This window comes from Duganella sp. HH101, assembly GCF_001758795.1.
Classification (GTDB): domain Bacteria; phylum Pseudomonadota; class Gammaproteobacteria; order Burkholderiales; family Burkholderiaceae_D; genus Rugamonas; species Rugamonas rivuli.
Map to the genome: position 1 here is coordinate 203,379 of NZ_LRON01000004.1, position 16,428 is coordinate 219,806.

Annotated in this window: 12 protein-coding genes, 1 tRNA gene and 1 pseudogene; 9 read left to right on the plus strand and 5 right to left on the minus strand. The window is 65.5% G+C overall.

Going from position 1 to position 16,428, the window contains the following annotated elements:
- The first annotated feature begins 5 nt into the window (after nucleotides 1-5).
- Both DUGA2_RS08430 and DUGA2_RS08435 read left to right on the plus strand, forming a co-directional pair.
- Complete coding sequence (locus DUGA2_RS08430; RefSeq protein WP_070268682.1) at nucleotides 6-2,192, plus strand: TonB-dependent receptor; 2,187 nt, start codon at nucleotides 6-8, stop codon at nucleotides 2,190-2,192.
- Nucleotides 2,193-2,256: 64 nt separating this feature from the next.
- Nucleotides 2,257-2,332 (plus strand) — tRNA-Asn (locus DUGA2_RS08435).
- A gap of 115 nt (nucleotides 2,333-2,447) precedes the next feature.
- Here DUGA2_RS08435 and DUGA2_RS08440 read toward each other — a convergent pair.
- Nucleotides 2,448-3,305, minus strand: a complete 858-nt coding sequence (locus tag DUGA2_RS08440; protein WP_070268683.1) for an ABC transporter substrate-binding protein — start codon at nucleotides 3,303-3,305, stop codon at nucleotides 2,448-2,450.
- A gap of 133 nt (nucleotides 3,306-3,438) precedes the next feature.
- Between DUGA2_RS08440 and DUGA2_RS08445 the strand changes: the two genes are divergently transcribed.
- Together DUGA2_RS08445 and DUGA2_RS08450 are read left to right on the plus strand one after the other, a co-directional pair.
- A complete protein-coding gene (locus tag DUGA2_RS08445) occupies nucleotides 3,439-4,626 on the plus strand; it encodes a hypothetical protein (protein WP_070269084.1) in 1,188 nt (395 codons plus the stop codon).
- Between the two features lie 66 nt (nucleotides 4,627-4,692).
- Complete coding sequence (locus DUGA2_RS08450; RefSeq protein ID WP_070268685.1) at nucleotides 4,693-5,142, plus strand: Hsp20/alpha crystallin family protein; 450 nt, start codon at nucleotides 4,693-4,695, stop codon at nucleotides 5,140-5,142.
- On the opposite strand, the gene DUGA2_RS08455 is transcribed toward DUGA2_RS08450, so the two are convergent.
- A complete protein-coding gene (locus DUGA2_RS08455) occupies nucleotides 5,143-5,907 on the minus strand; it encodes a hypothetical protein (RefSeq protein ID WP_083296270.1) in 765 nt (254 codons plus the stop codon).
- A gap of 118 nt (nucleotides 5,908-6,025) precedes the next feature.
- Here DUGA2_RS08455 and DUGA2_RS08460 point away from each other — a divergent pair, with 118 nt between their 5' ends.
- The 5 genes and pseudogenes from DUGA2_RS08460 (at nucleotide 6,026) to DUGA2_RS08480 (ending at nucleotide 10,910) form a co-directional block, all read left to right on the plus strand.
- Complete coding sequence (locus tag DUGA2_RS08460; RefSeq protein WP_070269086.1) at nucleotides 6,026-6,865, plus strand: M15 family metallopeptidase; 840 nt, start codon at nucleotides 6,026-6,028, stop codon at nucleotides 6,863-6,865.
- A gap of 126 nt (nucleotides 6,866-6,991) precedes the next feature.
- Nucleotides 6,992-7,522, plus strand: a pseudogene (locus DUGA2_RS08465) (AAA family ATPase); the annotation flags it as partial.
- Between the two features lie 13 nt (nucleotides 7,523-7,535).
- Nucleotides 7,536-8,411: a type VI secretion system protein TssA gene (tssA, locus tag DUGA2_RS08470; RefSeq protein WP_070268692.1), complete on the plus strand. Its 876-nt coding sequence runs from the start codon at nucleotides 7,536-7,538 to the stop codon at nucleotides 8,409-8,411.
- 105 nt (nucleotides 8,412-8,516) lie between these two features.
- On the plus strand, nucleotides 8,517-10,226 hold the full coding sequence (locus DUGA2_RS08475; RefSeq protein WP_070268696.1) for a methyl-accepting chemotaxis protein: 1,710 nt from the start codon (nucleotides 8,517-8,519) through the stop codon (nucleotides 10,224-10,226).
- A 21-nt stretch (nucleotides 10,227-10,247) separates the two neighbouring features.
- Nucleotides 10,248-10,910 carry a tRNA-uridine aminocarboxypropyltransferase gene (locus DUGA2_RS08480; RefSeq protein WP_070268698.1) on the plus strand — a complete coding sequence of 221 codons (663 nt, stop codon included), beginning with the start codon at nucleotides 10,248-10,250 and terminating at the stop codon, nucleotides 10,908-10,910.
- On the opposite strand, the gene DUGA2_RS08485 is transcribed toward DUGA2_RS08480, so the two are convergent.
- Genes DUGA2_RS08485 through DUGA2_RS08495 form a run of 3 tightly spaced genes read right to left on the minus strand, consistent with a single transcriptional unit; the run spans nucleotide 10,893 to nucleotide 16,223 of the window.
- Nucleotides 10,893-13,778, minus strand: a complete 2,886-nt coding sequence (locus tag DUGA2_RS08485) for an Hsp70 family protein (protein ID WP_070268699.1) — start codon at nucleotides 13,776-13,778, stop codon at nucleotides 10,893-10,895. The two genes, DUGA2_RS08480 and DUGA2_RS08485, sit on opposite strands and share 18 nt — an antisense overlap.
- 16 nt (nucleotides 13,779-13,794) lie before the next feature.
- Nucleotides 13,795-15,645, minus strand: a complete 1,851-nt coding sequence (locus DUGA2_RS08490) for an Hsp70 family protein (RefSeq protein ID WP_070268701.1) — start codon at nucleotides 15,643-15,645, stop codon at nucleotides 13,795-13,797.
- The gene (locus DUGA2_RS08495; protein WP_070268703.1) at nucleotides 15,642-16,223 is read right to left on the minus strand and encodes a DUF2760 domain-containing protein; all 582 of its coding nucleotides are present in this window, start codon (nucleotides 16,221-16,223) and stop codon (nucleotides 15,642-15,644) included. The genes DUGA2_RS08490 and DUGA2_RS08495 overlap by 4 nt, the downstream gene beginning before the upstream one ends.
- Nucleotides 16,224-16,428 lie beyond the last annotated feature (205 nt).

The window sequence follows — 16,428 nt, forward strand, 5'->3', positions numbered from 1 at the left end:
ATTGAATGATCAAACTGTCGAAGATGCACAAGCGCTTGCTGGCGCTGAGCGCTGTTATGCCTATCGGTTCCGCCATCGCGCAAACCGCTGTCCAGCCACAGCTGGAAACCGTGACCGTCACCGCCCAGCGCCGTGCCGAAAACATCAAGGACGTACCGGTCTCCGTCACGCTGCTGAAGGATGAGAAGCTGGACGTGCTGCTGTCCGGCGGCCAGGATATCCGCGTGCTGGCCGGCAAAGTGCCGTCGCTGAACGTGGAATCGTCGAACGGCCGTACCTTCCCGCGCTTCTACATCCGCGGCTACGGCAACACCGACTTCAGCACCTTCGCTTCGCAGCCGGTATCGCTGGTGTATGACGACGTGGTGCAGGAAAACGGCATCCTGAAAGGCTACCCGATGTTCGACGTGGCCGGCGTGGAAGTGCTGCGTGGCCCGCAGGGCACGCTGTTCGGCCGCAACACCCCGGCCGGCGTGGTCAAGTTTGAATCGGAAAAACCGAACACCAAGAAAATCGAGGGTTACTACAACCTGTCGTGGGCCACCCACAACACCATCAACGCCGAAGGCGCCGTCAACGTGCCGCTGTCGAGCGAGTGGGCGATGCGCGTATCGACGCTGCGCCAGCACCGCGACAACTTCGTCGACAACACCTTCACCAAGCAGAACGATGTGCTGGAAGGCTACAACGAACACGCCGAGCGCGTGCAGTTCCTGTACACCCCAAGCACCACCTTCAGCGCCTTGTTCAACGTGCACTCGCGCACCACCGGCGGCAGCGCCCGTCTGTTCCGCGCCAACCTGATCAAGAAGGGCAGCAACGACTTCGCTGACGGCTACGACTTCACCAAGATCGCCACCAACGGCCAGAACACGCAGAGCCTGAGCACCAACGGCGCCAACGCCCGCCTGACCTGGGACCTGGGTGCGGTCAAGCTGTTCTCGATCACCGGCTACGAAGCCGTGGACGACTACTACAGCCGCGGCGACATCGACGGCGGCAACCCGGCCGGTCCTGGCTTCATTCCCTTCCAGGTGCAGACCGGCGGGGGCTTGAGCGGCCTGCACCAGTACACCCAGGAATTCCGCGTCGAGTCGAAGAACGCAGGTCCGCTGAACTGGCAGACCGGCGTCTACTACTTCAAGGAAAGCGCCAGCGGCTACAGCGACAACTTCGACAGCAATACCCAGCTGCAGACCACGCACCTGGCCAGCCACCAGAACAACACCGCTGCGGCAGTGTTCGGTTCGCTGACCTATGACGTGTCCGACCAGCTGGTGCTGCGCGGCGGCGTGCGCTACACCAACGACAAGAAGGACTTCGCCACCACCGCGCGCATGAACGTCACGCAGACCGGTCCTGATTCGGTCGACGAGAGCAAGCACAAGGCCAACTGGGACATGAGCGCGACCTACAAGATCAACAAGGACGTCAACGCCTACGCCCGCGTAGCGACCGGCTTCCGCGCGCCGAGTATCGCCGCCGCTTCGGCATCGGTGCCGATCACCGTGGCCGATGCCGAAACCATCACCTCGTACGAAGCCGGTATCAAGGCCGACCTGTTCAACCGCCGCGCCCGCGCATCGGTCAGCGTCTACAACTACGATGTGAAGAACCAGCAGCTGACCGTGGTTGGCGGTAACTCCAACGTCACCAAGCTGATCAACGCGGCCAAGACCGTGGGCCGTGGCGTGGAGGCGGACTTCGAAGCCTTCATCACGCCTGACTTCAAAGTCACGGCTGGCGGTTCGTACAACTTCACCGAGATCAAGGATCCATCGCTGTCCGTGGCCAAGTGCGGTTCGTGCACCGTGACCAATCCGCTGAACGCGGCCGGCCGCGTCGTCATCGACGGCAACCCGCTGCCACAGGCGCCGAAGTACATCGTCAACGCCACCGCGCGCTACAACTGGGCGCTGGCCGATGGCAACCTGTTCGTGCTGACCGACTGGGCCTACCGCAGCAAGATCAACTTCTTCCTGTACGAAGCCAAGGAATTCACCGGCAAGCCTATGGTTGAAGGCGGCCTGCGCGTGGGTTACAACTGGCAGGGCGGCAAGTACGAAGTGGCGGCCTTCGGTCGCAACATCACCAACACCGAGCGCATCACCGGCGCGATCGACTTCAACAACCTGACCGGCTTCGTCAACGAACCGCGCCAGTTCGGTGTGCAGTTCAAGGGCAGCTTCTGATTTTTGGAATTTTGCCCGCTAGCCTAGACAGCTAGAAATTGGCCGTATATAATGCGGCCTCTTTTCCCTGATAGCTCAGTTGGTAGAGCGACGGACTGTTAATCCGCAGGTCCCTGGTTCGAGTCCAGGTCGGGGAGCCAGAATACGAAAGGCCGCATGTGTGCTTGCGACGATCAAGATCGTTGCAATGCCATATGCGGCTTTTTTTCGTTCGTCATGCCAAGGCCTGCTGGCGTCGCGTCCACTTCCCTTGTGTTAAGGCGTGCCGCCCCAGCCCTTGCTGAGCTTCTTGCACTTCTGCGGGCTCAGCTCCGGTCGGAAGCGGCAGTCCAGGGCGATGAAGAAGTCGCGCGTGACGTGGTAGTCGCGCTGGTAGCGTTCCAGTATGCGGTCGATCTCCCCTGTGGCGTAAAGCTGGGCGATGCCGCGCTCGAATGCATCGCGCTGGGCTTCGGTACGAAACCGCATCCAGTAAAATCTGCCCGGCCCCAACACATCGTGGAATGCCAGCTCCGCGTCGGCATTGCGTTTCTGCGGCAGTTGCAGCTTGAGGTAATACCGAAACACATCGGGTTGCGAAATAATGACGTCCGTGCGGTCGAGGAAGAGGGTGCCGGAGGGCATAGTTGCCGCTTCCCGGTAATTCGGATGATCCGCCATCGCTGCGGCGTAGGCTGGCCCCAGCACCTTTTGCGCGTTGCGGAACGCGATCACCCGGTACTTTTTCAAGTCGTCCACGTTCGATAGCGCGGGTATCCGGCTGCGCAAGGTAATCGCCATGTTGTGAAAATATGAAACCGGCCAGCGGCTCAGGTAGCCCCCCGGCACTGGTTGAGAAGAGGATGCCGTCGTGATGTCGAACACGCCTTGACGAAATTGCTCTTCGAAACGCACGTTGGGCAAATAGAGGAATTCAACGGTGATCTGCTGCGATGCGAACGCGGCGCGCAGTACGTCCGCATATAAGCCGGATGCGTGATCCGACAACACGAATGGCGCAATCACGCTTTGCGGGCCGATCTTGACAGTGGCTGGGCTGGCGCTGACTGATGCCAGCTCGGCGACCGGCGTTGCGGCGGCGGCTGCTGTAAAAACCACGGCGGTTAACCACATCGGCGCCCCCCATCGGACCAGTTTCCTTCCTTTATTATAGCCAGATACCGACGGCGTGTTGCTGGTCTCACGTGAGCCAGGGATGTCTTTTATGCTATATTTTGCGGCTCACCACTTTGACGGGATGACGCAAATGCTGAAGAGATTGTTTGTCGCGGTTGCGCTGGCCTTGCCGATGGCGGCCGGCCTGTGTGCGGAGCCTTTGCCGGTCCAGGTGCGCCTGACGCACGTGGCGCCCGATACCTGGCGCGCGGATTACCAATTTTCGCAGCCGGTGACGGCGATGCGGTTCGAGCCGGTGGGCGAGCTGCGCAAGTCCGCCTGGAAGGTGCTGACGCCAGGCGTGGCGCTGACCACCGACGCCACCTACGATGCGCTGGCCGCCGCCGACGGCAAGCCGATGCAGCTACTCTCCGTGGAAATTTCGGCGATTGAACAGCCCCTGGGCAAGTACTACCTGGCGACCGACCGGTTTTCGGATGGCGGCCGCCTGATCTATCTGGGCTTCCTACAAGGCGAGGCGTTGCAGGACAAGGCGGTGCGCGATATCGCAGCCGACTTCACGCTGCAAGGACTCGGCAAGGAAAACGTGCTGATGCCGGCCGTCGCCACCGGTCCCGCCGGCAGCGCGACGCCGTATGCCTACTTCGGCCCGCAGTCGCCGTTCACTGCCGGCGAGGGGCAAGTCCTGCTCGATCCTCAACTCTCCCCCTGGGCCAAAAGCCTGCTGCTCGACACGACCGCCAAGATGTCCGTCTATTACAGCGCGGCGTACGGACAGAAGCTGCGGCAACCCATGCTGCTGATGGTGGCCGTCAACGATACCACCACGCCGGGCCTGTCGTTCAAGGGCGGCGTGATCGGTGCGCAGATCGCCTACCGCCTCGGCGGCACGGCCTTGCTGACCCCCGAAAGCCCGAAGAAACGGGAGATCATCACCCAGGTGGTCGCGCATGAAATGGCGCATCTGTGGCAGGGCAATGTGCGCCGTGGCGGCATCAGCGGCCAGTCGCCGCCGTGGGTGCACGAGGGCGGCGCCGAGGCGATGGCGCTCGACGGCCTGCTGCGTACCGGCATCTGGAGCGCCGAGCAAGGCAAAGCCTACACCGATGCCACTGTGGCCGAATGCGAAAAGCTGGAACACAGCTTCGCCACTTATCGCGGCATCTATGCCTGCGGCTTCGAGCGCTTCAGCCGGCTCAAGGTCGGCATCGTGCCGCTGTGGCGCGACATGATCGCCGCCGCCGACGGCAAGGGCGAAATCTACAGCGAGGCCATGGTCGATGCGCTGGCCGCGCGCGGAGGCAAGGCCGCACCTTGATGTGCGTCAAAGGAGGGGGCGTGGCGCTTCTTATCATGGTAGTCCACCCTTTGAATGGAGGCTGCCATGGCCAACAGTTTGATGCGTCTCGATCCCTTCCGCGACATTGCCCGCTTCGATCCCTTCCGCGACATGGATGAAATGTTCCGCGACTTTGCGCCCTCGGTCTGGCGCAACGCCGATGTGGCGCCGCGCATGCGCATGGATGTGAGTGAAACCGAAAAAGAGTATCTCGTCAAAGCCGAAATCCCCGGCGTGCAGAAGGAGGACATCAAGGTCGCCATCAACGGCAACCAGGTGTCGCTGAGCGCGGAGATCAAGGACGAACAGCCGGCCAGCACCGGCAAGAGCGGCGCCCTGCGCAGCGAACGCTACTACGGCCAGCTGCAGCGCAGCTTCACGCTGCCGCAGGATGTGGACGACGACCAGGCCGAAGCCCGCTACGAGAACGGCGTACTGCACCTGACGCTGCCGAAGAAGGTCGGCACGGGCGGCAAGCAGCTGGCCATCCAGTAATCAGTGCGCGGGGGCGTTGCAGGCCGGGTCGGCGTCCCAGCGGCCTGAGCAGATACGCGACCGGCACAACATGCCTTCGATCAGCCCCAGCTGCTTGCAGCGCGCCAGCAGTTGCGCGGTGCTGTCGCCTTCCTGACGTTCGACCACGTCGCGGCTGCGCTCGGGCAGCACGGCGGCCGGCTTGCCCGCGTGGGCGACCAGCGCCGTGAGCAGGGCGACGTCGGTGTCGCCGCTTGTTGCAGGAGCGGAGGCGGCGGTGCGCGTCGCCGTCGGACGCGGGTTCGCGGCGCCTGCCATGATGACGCTGCTTGCTGCCGCCGGTTTGTGCGAAGTGGATGCCACATGTGGCGACTCGGGCTTGACCTGCGCGACGGCAACCGGCCTGGGCATGGGCGATGCGTCGACAGCCGCCGGCGGCCGTGCCACGACCTCGTTGACGATCGCCGCCGGCTGTTCGGCTTGCACGGCGGCCGGGTCATCCGGTTCGGCCTGGCGCCGCGCGACGGCGCTGCCGACGTGGTCGCGGCTGCGGGCGAACGAGCTTGGCGTCAGCGTCCTCTCGTGCATCAGCCACGCGACCGTGCCCATGGTCGCCAGCAGCACCCCCAGGCCGATGGTCCAGCCGTCGATGGTCCAGCCGGTGGGGCGCGGCGCTTTGGCGGCGGGGCGGGGGCCATGCTCCAGGTTCGCCAGGATGCGCTTGCCGCTGTCCGCCGCCGGGCGATTCGAACTCATCAGGTCGGGTTTTTGCTTGGACGTATCCACGGTATTTCCTCCGAATTTGATCTGGTCTTTCACGCCGCCGGCGCAAGCGCCTACGATGAAGCGTGCTCGCCCTTCAGTGTCCGATCTGCGGTGCGACCTTGCTTTGACGGAGCGCATCATGTTTCTCTTTTCGGTACTGCTGTTCTTTGTGCTGGCATGCCTGGGCGCGTGGCTGGCCTTGTTCCCCGCCGGGCGCGATGTGGTGGCGCAGTCGATGTCGGCCATCGGCCGCCGCATCGGGCGGGGGCTGCGCGGCGGCTGCCGGCAGGGCGCGCAACAGGCGGTGCAGGCCGGGCGCAGCGCCGGCGGCGGCGTGATGCGCACGCTGGTGTTTTTGCAGCGCCGTTATCTACTGGTGCTGTCGGCCGCGGTGCTGCTGACCGTGCCGCCGATGCTGGCGCTGGTGCTCAGCGGCCGCAACATGCTGGGCGGATTCGACAGCGACAGCCACGCCATCAACGACCAGGTCGCGGACCTGCTGAAAGGCGAACAACTGGCGGCGCCGGCGCCGTTGCCGCCGCTGGTGTTCACCACGGCGGAGGTGACGCTGGTGCGGCCCATGCTCGACAGCGCCAATCGCAACTGGCAGTTGCTCGATCCCGACTTTGCGCAGCGCCTGCTGCTGGTGTTCAAGATCATGAAAGAGAACCACGGCTACGACATGGCGATCCTGGAGGGCTACCGCAGTCCGGAGCGGCAGAATGCGCTGGCCGCAGCCGGCCCTGCCGTCACCAACGCCAAGGCTTTCCAGAGCTATCACCAGTTCGGCCTGGCGGCAGACTGCGCCTTCCTGCGCGACGGCAAGCTGCTGATTTCGGAGCGCGATCCGTGGGCCATGCGCGGCTACCGCTTGTATGGCGAAGCGGCCGAATCGGTCGGCCTGCGCTGGGGCGGGCGTTGGACCATGATGGACTTCGGCCACACCGAACTGCGCGTGGCGGGCACGGTACGGAAATAGGACGACGCACGGATATCGTTGTTTTGCGTCAAGAAATTGCCGCATCGTTGGTGGCACCATTGATCGGTCCGCTTGCTGCTCAGGCGCTATCGTTCACGCCGGCCTCGACCCATGATGCGAAGAATCTGGTTCCAGGTCTTCGACAAGGGCGTGATGGACGATGCCGAAGGCCGCGAGATCGACTTCCGCAACACCATCATCATCGCCACCTCCAACGCCGGCTCGGCCGCCATCATGCAGGCTTGCCTGAACAAGGAGGCGCCGCCGGATGGGGGCGACCTGGAAGCGCTGCTGCGCCCACACTTGTTCAAGCATTTCAAGCCGGCCTTCCTCGGCCGCCTGAAGGTGGTGCCGTACTACCCGATTCCGGACGCGGTGCTGGCGCAGATCGTCGCGCTCAAGCTGGACCGCATCGGCCGGCGCATTCGCGATCACCACCACGCGGAATTCAGCTACGACCAGGCCCTGGTCGACGCCGTGCTGGCGCGCTGCACCGAAGTCGATTCCGGCGCCCGCAACGTCGACCACATCCTCAACGGCAGCCTGCTGCCGGAGATCGCCGAGGCGGTGCTGCAGCGGATGTCGGAAGGCGTAGCCATCACCCGCATCAAGGTCGGCGCCAGCAAGCAGGGCCAGTTCAAATACACCATCAAATAGCGCGGAGGCCTTCATGTTCAGTGTCGCCCAACTGCTGGAACCGATCAGCGCAGCGCATCCCTGCGGCGAGGATGTCGCCTTCAGTGCGGAGGTGGACCAGATCGCGCAAGCGCGCCAGTACGACGACCCCTCGCTCGACCAGGGCGAATGGGTCTCGGCCTTGAAGGAAGCCGACTGGGAGTTCGTCGGCGCGCGCTGCGCCGACATGATCGCCACCCGCAGCAAGGACATGCGGCTGGCCGTCTGGCTGGCCGAAGCCCGCGCCAAAACGCAGGGCCTGCGTGGCCTGGGAGACGGCTACGCGGTGCTGGCTGAATTGTGCGAACGCTATTGGGACGGCATGTATCCGCAAGCCGACGATGGCGACTACGATCAGCGCATCGGCAACCTGTTCTGGCTCCTGGCCCGCACGCCGGCGCTGGTCAAGGAGATGCCGTTGACGGAGGGGGCTGCGCTGCTGCCGGACGCCGACTACTGCCTCGCCATGCTGGCCAACCTGGAACGCATCGTCGACCAGCGGCTGGGCACGGAGGGCCCGGGCTTCAGCGTCGCCAGGGACGCGGTGCAGGCGGTCATCCGCAGCATCGCGCCCTTGGGCAACATGGCGGCGCTGGCGGCTGGACAGGCCGCAAACGCAGCCGCGAACGGCACGCTGCCCAACCAGGCCGGTGGTCCGCTGCAAGACCGTTACCAGGCGCTGGCGCAGTTGCGCGCCGTCGCCGATTTCTTCCGCCGCACGGAGCCGCACAGCCCCGTGGCCTACCTGGCCGACCGGGCCGCCAGCTGGGGCGACATGCCGCTGCACGTCTGGCTGCGCGCCGTCATCAAGGATCCCGCCGCCATCGCCTGCGTGGAGGAGCTGCTGGGCTCTCCCAGCCGTAGCGAATGACAGCGGTATTGCTCAAAAAAAATATTTCCTTTAGAGCTATAGTTTCGCCTCAAATGGTGCTAGGATGGATTAGAGAGTTCCTTCACATCCGCTTTGAGGACAGCTATGAACAATCTGAAAATCGGCACACGCCTCGGTTTCGGTTTCTCACTCATCCTGTTGCTGCTGACCGCGATGACGGTTATCGGCATCCTGCGGCTAAGCAGCGCGAGCTCGATGACCGACCACATGATCAACGTGAAGATCCGCGACGAACGGCTGATTGCGGAGTGGGGCAAGATCATCGAAGTGAACGCCGCCCGCACCACCGGCGCATGGATGGTCGCCGATCCCGCCGACCAGAAGACGCTCGAAGGCATGATGGCCGAATCCTCCGGCCGCGCCACCAAGATCCAGGACCGGATCGGCGCCGACATCGAAGACGAGGAACTCAAGCCCCTGTTCCAGAAAGTGCTGGAGACCCGCAAGGTCTACACCGAGATCCGCAAGTCCGTCTTCGCCGCCAAGAACGCCGGCGATCTGGAAAAGGGCAAGAAGCTCTACGAGACCGACATGGCCCAGAGCCGCACCCTCTACCTCGACGCGCTGAAAAAATTCGCCGACCGCCAGGGCGCCTTGCTCGACCAGGCGGCGGTCGATATCCAGCACCAGTACACCAGCGGCCGCACGCTGCTCATGCTGCTGGGCGTGGCCGCGATTATCCTCGGCGTCACCGCCGCATGGTGGATCACGCGTACCATCACGCAGCCGATCAACCAGGCGGTGAAGGTGGCGGAGACGGTATCGTCGGGCGACCTGACCAGCGACATCCAGGTCGGCAGCAACGATGAAACCGGCCAACTGATGACCGCACTGAAGAACATGAACACAAACCTGGTCAACATCGTCGGCCAGGTGCGCAGCGGGACGGATTTGATGGCCCATGCCTCGACCGAGATCGCCGCCGGCAACCATGACCTGTCCTCGCGCACCGAGGAGCAAGCCAGCTCGCTGCAGGAGACCGCGTCCTCGATGGAGCAGCTGACGTCCACCGTGCGCTTCAACGCCGAGAATGCGCGCGAGGCCAACAAGCTGGCCGTCAATGCCTCGGAGATCGCCAGCCGTGGCGGCGCCGTCGTGGGCGAGGTGGTTCACACCATGGGTTCGATCAACGACTCGTCGCGCAAGATCGTCGACATCATTTCGGTCATCGACGGCATCGCCTTCCAGACCAATATCCTGGCGCTGAACGCGGCAGTGGAAGCGGCGCGCGCGGGCGAGCAGGGACGTGGCTTCGCGGTGGTCGCATCCGAAGTGCGCAACCTGGCGCAGCGCTCGGCCGCCGCCGCCAAGGACATCAAGGGCTTGATCGACGATTCGGTGCAGAAGGTGGCGCTGGGTTCGGACCTGGTCGATAAGGCCGGACAGACCATGAGCGAGATCGTCGACAGCATCGGTCGCGTCACGCAGATCATGAACCAGATCAGCAACGCCAGCGAAGAACAGAGCATCGGCATCGCCCAGGTAAACGACGCGATCACCCAGATGGACCAGGTGACGCAGCAGAACGCGGCGCTGGTGGAGCAGGCCGCAGCGGCGGCCGAATCGATGCAGGAACAGTCGGCCAAGCTGGCCGACGTGGTCAGCGTGTTCAAGCTGGATGCGGCGCAGATGGCGGTGAAGACACCGGCCTTGCCGCCTGCGCGGCCACGCGCCGCAGTGCCGAAGACGCGTCCCGCGCCGACGGTGGCGGCACCGGCCAGGAAGGCGCTGGCGGTCGCGCCCAAGCGCGCGACGGTCGCTTCCAGCGAATCGGACGGCTGGGAAGAGTTCTAAGCTTCGGTACAATGGCGGTCTATGACGACCGCCGCCTCATCCACGCCTCCAGCTCCACGCTCCACGCGCGCGCATTGCGCCGCGTGCCTGCGTCCGCAGCAGACCTGCATCTGTCATTGGGTCGCGGCGCTGCCGAACCAGGTGGAGGTGCTGATCCTTCAACACCCTATGGAAGTCAACAATGCCAAGGGCAGCGCGCGCCTGCTGCATCTGAGCTTGGCCCGCAGCCGATTGGAAGTAGGGGAGGCGTTCGCGCCGGAGCGTCTGCAGGCGCTGCTGTCGCCGGAGCGCCGCAGCGTGCTACTGTATCCCGACACGGTGGAGGACAAGTCGCTGGGCCTGGCCTCAGCGCGGCCCTTCGATGCGACGTGGTTGCGTGAGCCGCAGCTTTTGCGGCTGGTGGTATTGGATGGAACCTGGCGCAAGAGCCGCAAGATGCTGTATCTGAATCCGGCGCTGCAAAGCCTGCCGCGCCTGCCCTTGCGCGATACGCCGCCATCGCACTACCTGATCCGCAAGGCGCACCTGCCGGACCAGTTGTCCACGCTGGAGGCCACCGTCTATGCGCTGGCCCGGCTGGAAAACGATATAAATAAATTCAATCCACTGATCGATGCCTTCGACGGCTTCGTCGCGCAGCAGGCGGCCTACGTAGCCCGCCCGCCGTCAGGCGATCAGCTTTAGACCGGGCGGCAGGGCTTCGCCCAGCATGCGCTTCTCGTCGGCCTGGTCGAGCTGCACCACCTCGCGCACCATCGCGCTCCAGTTTGCGGGAGCGCCAACGGCGGCAAGGCGGCGCAGGATATCGGCCCGCAGCGCTTCGCCGATATCGCGCGAACGGTCGCCCGTCATGCGCGCCAGATGGGCTGCGGCGAAACCGGCCGGCTCGACCTTCTTCCAATCCAGCGACACGATAACCGCCAGCCAATGCTCGACCACGGCCGTCTCCACCACATCGTGCGCGCTGCCGTGGAAAGGCTGGCGTGCGCCGACGCGGCTCAGACCCCACAGGAAACGCGCCTGTGCCGCTTCGGCCTTGCCGGCGGCGTCGGCGCCGCCGCGTGTCTTGTTGACGGCGGCTTTGGCTGCCGCCTTGGTCGCCGCCTGCAACTGGCCCAGCATCCATGCGCCGATTTCGGCCTTGTAGTTGCCGGGGATGCGCTCCAGCGACGCGCCCAGGCGCAGCATGTCTTCCTCGCTGCCGTTGACCAGCGTGTGCGGACGGCGTCCGCGTTCCTGGTCGTCGGCCTGCACGTTGAAGGCAAAATCGTCCAGCACGCGCAGCTGCGCTTCCACACTGAGGCCGCCGGCAACGCGGCGCCACAGCGTCCACCATTCGGCGCAGACCTGGCTGTCCTTGTGGTGCTGGGCGCCGGTATCGAACAGCGCCCACAACTGCTCGATGCGCCACTCGTCCAGCGTGTAGCCGAAGCCGGGGCGCAGGCAGTAGCCGCTCAGGTTCAACCACGCGCGCTCATGCTCGGACGAACGGCGGCGGCCCTTGGCGCGCTGGATCAGCGCGTCGAACAGGCGGCGCAGCAGCGGCGTGGCCCAGCTTTCGCGGCTGCCCAGCAGGTGTTCGAGCTGCGTGCGCAACTGCTTCACTTCCTTCACCTCGACCTGCTGCGCGCGGCTGCCGAAGATGCGGTCTATCTTTTCGATGGCGGCATCGAAGCCTGCGGGCATCGGCGCTTCCTGTGGCGCAGCGGTGTCAGTGTCGCCGTCGATGGCGGCGGCATCGCCGCGCAGCTGGAACTCCAGCAGCCAGCGCTGTGCGCCTTCGATGGCGACGCAGTGCACATCCAGCGTGCCGACTTCGCTCAGCGTGGCGGCCAGTTGCACCGGGATCTCCTTGCGCGCATCGGTGGCGCTGCTGTCGCGCAGGACCGTGGCGATAGGCGGCAGCTGGACGTATTCGTCGGGCTGCAGCTCGACCAGCTCGCCGGCTTGCGGTGTGGCCACTTCGGCGATCGACGAGGCCAGGTGAAAGCGTACCGGCCGTCCGACGCGCAGCGCGAAGGTGCGGTCGGCCAGCAGGATCTCCCGGTTCTCCACGCTACCGCGCGGCAGGATGCAGATGGCGCGGCGTGGCTTGTCCTGGCGTGCCTCGTCGTCGAGCAGCAGGAAGTAGCTGCGCGGCGAGCCGCCGCCGATCACCGGTGCTTGGCCGGCCTGGCCCAGCGCGTAGGCGACGCCGCCGCGTGCCACCGCGACGTCGGGGTTGTCGTTGTGCAGAACGTGCAGGGCTTGTCCGCGCCAGTTGGTCAGCGTGGCTTCCAGCCGGTTGGCCAGCGCGTCTGCCCGGAACACGCCGCCGTTGAGCAGCAGCGTGTCGGGAATGGGGATGGCAGTGCTGTCGTCGGCTGTTATGCCCAGCGCCTCGCGCGCGGCTGCCGCGTGCTGGCGCAGGAAGCTGGCAAGGTGGCGCGTGATCGCCGCATCGCTGGCGTAGGGCAGGCCGAACTCCACGATCGCGCCCCGGCCGCGTCGTGCGGCCTCCTGCGTTTCATTCAAGGGGAAGAAGCCGTCCACCACCAGTTCCGCGACTTCATCGCGCGTCAGGTCGGCGGAGCGCGAGCCGCCGATCAGGCGCGCGCCGGAGCCGAGCAGCGTGACGGTGGTGCGTTCCGGCGCGTCGGTTGCCAGCAGCAGTTCCTTGGCGGCCCGGCAGCGCTCCGCCAGTTGCGACAGACGGCTGGCCGACAAGCGCGTGGGCGCCGCACCATCGGCCGCAGACGTCATGCGCGTCTCGACCAGATGGGCCAGCGCCAGATCCATATTGTCGCCGCCAAGTATCAGGTGGTTGCCCACGCCGATGCGGCTCATCCGCGGCTGGCCGTCGGCCATGTCGACTTTGATTAAACTGAAATCGGTAGTGCCGCCGCCGACGTCGCAGATCAGCACCAGGCGCGTATCCGTCAGGTCGGTCGCCAGCGTTGCGCGCTGCCGGTACAGCCAATCGTAGAAGGCCGCCTGCGGCTCCTCCAGCAAACGCAGGCTGGCCAGGCCGGCCATGCGCGCAGCCTCCAGCGTCAGCGCGCGCGCACCTTCGTCGAAGGACGCGGGTATCGTCAACACCAGCTGCTGGCGTTCCAACGGATGCTTAGGGAAGCGCGCGTTCCACGCGGCGCGCACATGCGCCAGATAGGAAGCGCTGGCCGCCACTGGCGAAACCTTGGCCACATCGGCCTCCGCGCCCCACGGCAGGATCGGCGCGGTGCGGTCCACGTGAGGATGCGACAGCCAGCTCTTGGCGCTGGAAACCAGACGCCCCGGTACCTGCGCGCCCAGCTTGCGCGCCAGACTGCCGACGACCACCTGCGACAGCCCCGCCACATCCGCAGCGGGCCACGGCAGTTGCAGATCGCCGTCCGCCAGCTCGCCCTGCGCCGGGTGATAGCGCAGGGACGGCAGCAGCGCGCCCGCAGCAACCTCGCCGGGCGCCACCAGCTGATCGATCTCGAACAGCTGTATCTGCGCGCTGCCCGGCTCCGCGTAAGCGAGCACCGTATTGGTGGTGCCCAGGTCGATGCTGACGACGTATTGACTCATGCTCAGGCAGCGATGCTTACGCCGCGCCGGTGCGCACGTCGAACTCCACCTTCCAGCGCTGGCCGTCGTTGGCCACAGCCAGCAGTTCCAGCGTGCCCGATTCGGTTGCCATCGCATGCAGGCGGACCTGCGCCACGTCGCCGGCCAGGCGGCCTTCCGGCGACAGCGTCGCCTGGATCTCGTTCATCTCGATCAGCTCATCGGGGCCCCAGAAGTCCAGAAGGTCGCCGATCTGGTCCTGGCGTCGCACCGACGAACCGAAGAAGCGGAACTGCACTGGCTCGCCGACCACCAGGCCGAATTCCTGATTCGGCAATTCGATCTCGCTGCCTTCCTCCATGCCGAACGGCGCCACGCACAGCGCCTGGATAGGCGGCTCCATGCCTGGAATCGCCGGCATCGACGATTCGATCGCCACGTAGTAGGCACGCGCCGTGCCACCGCGAATGCGCACGCCGCTACCGCGACGCACATACGAGTAGTAAGCCGCGCCGCGCGCCACGGCCAGGTCCAGGTCCGCGCCGCCCAGCATGCGTGCAGGCTCCGCGCCTTCCATGTACAGCCAGTCGTTGATGGTGCCCATGATGCGCTGCGCCAGCAGCTCCGACTTGAACACGCCGCCGTTGAACAGCACCGCCGTCGGATGCAGGAAGGTGGCGTCGGCGTTCTGCTTGCCGGCATAGCCTTCCAGTTCGCTGGTCGCGCCGACCTGGCGTGCCAGGAAGGCCGCCAGATGGCGCGTGATGCCCGCGTCCTGCGCGTACGGCAGGCCAAGCTGCGTCAGGCCTGCGCGCGTGCGCACCGCCGGCCGTGCCGACGCATCCACCTGAGGGAAGAAGCCGTCGAGGATAAAGGTGGTCACTTCGTCGCGCGTCAGTTCGGTGCGGATCGAACCGCCGATCAGTTTCGAGCCACGGCTTGGCACCACGATAGGCCAGGTATCGACGCTGGCGTCGGCCAGCAGTTTTTCCTTGGCGCTGCGGCAGCCGTAGGTCAGTGCGCGCATTTGCCAGGCGTCGAGCTGCGTGCCGCTGGCGGCGAGCTTGCGCGCCACCAGGTGCGCCAGCGCCAGGTCCATATTGTCGCCACCGAGCAGAATGTGGTCGCCCACCGCGATGCGGTGCGGTTCCAGCACGCCGTCGCGCTCCAGCACGGCGATCAGCGAGAAGTCGCTGGTGCCGCCGCCGACGTCGACCACGAGGATAATGTCGCCCGGCTTGACTTCCTTGCGCCAGCGGCCCTCGCTGCCCTGGATCCAGCTGTACAGGGCCGCTTGCGGCTCTTCCAGCAAGGTCAGGTTGGTGTAGCCGGCGGCGCGTGCCGCTTCGGCCGTCAGTTCGCGCGCGCCCGGATCGAACGAGGCGGGAATCGTCACCGTCACCGCCTGCTCGCCGAACGGTGCGTCAGGATAGGCTTGCTCCCATGCCTGGCGCAGATGCGTCAGATAGCGGGTCGATGCTTCCAGCGGCGAGACGCGCGTCACTTCTTCCGGCGCGTCATTCGGCAGCAGGGCGGAGCGGCGGTCTACACCCGGATGGCTCAACCAGCTCTTGGCGCTGGAGACCAGGCGGATAGGCGTGGTGGCGCCACGGCTGCGCGCCATCTCGCCGGCCACGCCGGTTTGTTCTTGTTCTGATTGCGGCCATGGCAGGCTCAATTCGCCCGGCGCCAGTTCGTCCGCGTGCGGCAGGTAGAGGAAGGACGGCAGCAACGGCAGTTCTTCCACCGTGCCCGGTGCGGTCAGCTGCGGAATGGCCAGCACGCCGTGCTGGGTTCTCTCGCCGTCGCTGGCGCCCAGGTCCACATAGGACAGCGCACTGTGCGTGGTGCCAAGGTCGATGCCGATGGCGTAGCGTGGGTCGCTCATAATTCCACCTCCGCCGGCGCCAGGATGGCTGCGTCGTGCGCTTCGGCCAGTTTCGGCAGACGCACGTTGGAAGCGCGCCAGCCGCGATGGCTCAAGGCGCCGCGGAACGGCGCGCTGCCGACCACGTTGCCGGTCAGGCGCACGGCGCTGGCGTCGAAGCCTTCTTCCAGCACGATGCGGCTGCCTTCGGCCTCGCTGCGCACCGCTTCGATGGTGAAGTGCTCGCGCAGCACCTTGCTGCAGCCTTCATGCACCACGCGCGCGGCGGCGCCGATGTCGGCGTCGGAATAGGCGCTCAGGTTTTCTTGCGTGAAGTCGATCAGGCGCGCTTCACGCTGGAACAGGCCAAGCAGCTGCAAGGCGGCATCCGGCGTGGCGACGCGCAACGGCGTCGGCGCAGGCGCTGGAGCAGGTGCTGGAGCCGGCGCGGCGACAGGTGCGGCGGCTGGTTGCGGCGCGTCGTCGATGCGCGTCAGGCGCGCAGCGTATTCGGCGTCGGACAGGGCGCGGAAGAACGCGCCGATCGCGATGGAGATCCGGCTAAAAAAAGACGGCAATGGTTGAGTCGAGTTGTTCATGTGTTTGCTCGTATTGGGTGAGCCGGGACGCCGCATCGGCGGCATCCTGGCGATGCGGGGGTGGGGGCGCGCGTGGCGCGGGGAAAGTCCTTCCCCCGGAAGCCCGCATGATACCAGCTTGACCACGTTGTCCCCAAGACAGCAAGCCCGCGAGATTGATATTTCGCTTGATATCGCCGTTTTTAGCGCCTAGAATACTGTATAT

Bases quoted from the DNA above. Each gene is read 5' to 3' on its own strand.
- DUGA2_RS08475 (WP_070268696.1), top strand. From the start codon at position 8,517: ATGAACAATCTGAAAATCGGCACACGCCTCGGTTTCGGTTTCTCACTC.
- DUGA2_RS08445 (WP_070269084.1), top strand. From the start codon at position 3,439: ATGCTGAAGAGATTGTTTGTCGCGGTTGCGCTGGCCTTGCCGATGGCG.
- DUGA2_RS08430 (WP_070268682.1), top strand. From the start codon at position 6: ATGATCAAACTGTCGAAGATGCACAAGCGCTTGCTGGCGCTGAGCGCT.
- DUGA2_RS08480 (WP_070268698.1), top strand. From the start codon at position 10,248: ATGACGACCGCCGCCTCATCCACGCCTCCAGCTCCACGCTCCACGCGC.
- DUGA2_RS08450 (WP_070268685.1), top strand. From the start codon at position 4,693: ATGGCCAACAGTTTGATGCGTCTCGATCCCTTCCGCGACATTGCCCGC.
- DUGA2_RS08440 (WP_070268683.1), bottom strand. From the start codon at position 3,305: ATGTGGTTAACCGCCGTGGTTTTTACAGCAGCCGCCGCCGCAACGCCG.
- DUGA2_RS08495 (WP_070268703.1), bottom strand. From the start codon at position 16,223: ATGAACAACTCGACTCAACCATTGCCGTCTTTTTTTAGCCGGATCTCC.
- DUGA2_RS08485 (WP_070268699.1), bottom strand. From the start codon at position 13,778: ATGAGTCAATACGTCGTCAGCATCGACCTGGGCACCACCAATACGGTG.
- tssA (WP_070268692.1), top strand. From the start codon at position 7,536: ATGTTCAGTGTCGCCCAACTGCTGGAACCGATCAGCGCAGCGCATCCC.
- DUGA2_RS08460 (WP_070269086.1), top strand. From the start codon at position 6,026: ATGTTTCTCTTTTCGGTACTGCTGTTCTTTGTGCTGGCATGCCTGGGC.
- DUGA2_RS08490 (WP_070268701.1), bottom strand. From the start codon at position 15,645: ATGAGCGACCCACGCTACGCCATCGGCATCGACCTTGGCACCACGCAC.